Here is a 2034-nt window from a genome sequence, read left to right on the forward strand (position 1 = left end):
GCTACGCGACCCACATATTCCGGTGCCCATGCCAGCAGCTCCAGTGCCCACAGCAAATTGGCATGCAAGCATGCTCCGTGATCGCCTTCCTCTTCAAATAGATCGCATACCTGCGCCGCCGCGGCGCGCGGACAGCTCGAGCCCGTCGGCGCGCCACTCGATGCGCTCGAGGCCGGCGGCCTCGCCCGCCAGGCGCAGCCGCGCGACCCAGAGCAGGTTGCGCGCCGCCTCGGGAAGCGGGCCGTAGCGCTCGCGCAGTTCGGCCGCGGTGTCGTCGAGCGCCGCGGGGTCGGCCGCGGCCGCGATCCGCTTGTAGAGGTCGAGCCGCTGGGGCGTTTCCGCGACGTAGCCCGGCGGGAGCACGGTCGGCAGGGCGACCGCGACCGCGGTCGGATGCCGCTCCGGCGCCGCCTCGCCCTGCAGCTCGCGGATCGTGTCGCGCAGCAGCTGCGCATAGAGCTCGAAGCCGAGCGCCGCGATGTGCCCCGACTGCTCGTAGCCGACGATGTTCCCCGCGCCGCGGATCTCCAGGTCGTAGAGCGCGATCTGGAAGCCGGCGCCGAGGTGGGAGTACTCGCGCAGCACCTCGATGCGCCGGCGCGCGGTCGGCGAGAGGGCCTCCTCGCCGGGGACGAGCAGGTAGGCGAACGCGCGGTGGCGCGAGCGGCCGATGCGCCCGCGCAGCTGGTAGAGCTCCGCGAGGCCGAAGGCGTCGGCGCGGCTGACGAGCATCGTGTTGGCGTTGGGGATGTCGAGCCCCGACTCGACGATCGAGGTCGAGACGAGCACATCGACCCGCCCCTCGCGGAAGGCCGTCATGACAGCGGCCAGCTCGCGCTCGGCCATCTGCCCGTGCGCGACGCCGATGCGCGCCTCGGGCACGAGGCGCCCGAGCCAGTCGGCGATGCGGAAGATGCTGCGCACGCGGTTGTGGACGAAGAAGACCTGTCCGCCGCGGGCCAGCTCGCGGCGCACCGCCTCGGCGACGAGGGCCGGCTCGAAGCGCGCGATCGTCGTCTGGATGGCCAGGCGGTTCTCCGGCGGCGTCGCGACCAGCGAGAGCTCGCGCAGCCCCGAGAGCGCCAGGTGCAGCGTGCGCGGGATCGGCGTCGCGGTCAGGGTCAGCACGTCGACGTGGGCGCGCAGTCGCTTGAGCGCCTCCTTGTGGCGCACGCCGAAGCGCTGCTCCTCGTCGACGATGAGCAGCCCGAGGTCGGGGAAGGTCACGTCCGTGCCGAGGATGCGGTGGGTGCCGATGAGGATGTCGACCTCGCCGGCGGCCAGCGCCGCCAGCACGCGGCGCTGCTCCTTCGGCGTCACGAAGCGGCTGAGGTGCGCGACGCGGGCGGGCCACGGGGCGAAGCGCTCGGAGAAGGTCGTGAAGTGCTGCTGGGCGAGCACCGTGGTCGGGGCGAACAGCGCCACCTGCTTGCCGTCCTGGATCGCCTTGAAGGCCGCGCGCATCGCGACCTCGGTCTTGCCGTAGCCGACGTCCCCGCAGACGAGCCGGTCCATCGGGTGCGGGCGCTCCATGTCCGCCTTGGTCTCCTCGGCCGCCCGCAGCTGATCCTTCGTCGGCGCGTACTCGAAGGCCATCTCGAACTCCGCCTGCCACGGGGTGTCGGCGGCGAACGCGTGCCCCGGCGCGTGGCGGCGCAGCGCGGCCAGCTCGAGCAGCTCGCGCGCCATGCCGAGGATCGCCTTCTTGGCGCGCTTCTTCGTCGTCGCCCAGCCGCGGCCGCCGAGCCGGTCCAGCGGCGGGCGCGCCCCCTCGGCCGCGATGTAGCGCTGCAGCCGGTCGAGCGCGCTGACCGGGACGTAGAGCTTCGCGTCGTCCTGGTAGAGCAGGAGCACGAACTCGTCCTCGCCGTCCCCCGCGGGCAGCCGCACGAGCCCGCCGAAACGGCCGATGCCGTAGTCGACGTGGACCAGCAGGTCGCCGGGGCGCAGCAGCGCGAAGTCCGGCACCAGCCCGCCCCGAGGCGCCGGCTCGGCCGCGGGGGCGCGCGCGCGCGTGCCGAAGAGGTCGTCCTC

1 protein-coding gene is annotated in these 2034 nt (G+C 73.5%); it reads right to left on the reverse strand.

Translation table 11 applies throughout. From position 1 onward, the window contains the following. Nucleotides 1-93: 93 nt before the first annotated feature. Nucleotides 94-2034, reverse strand: a 1941-nt coding sequence (gene mfd, locus VI078_05350; GenBank protein ID HEY5998713.1) for a transcription-repair coupling factor, incomplete at its 5' end; no start/stop codon positions are given.

The sequence above is a fragment of the bacterium genome, assembly GCA_036524115.1.
GTDB lineage: Bacteria > JAUVQV01 > JAUVQV01 > JAUVQV01 > DATDCY01 > DATDCY01.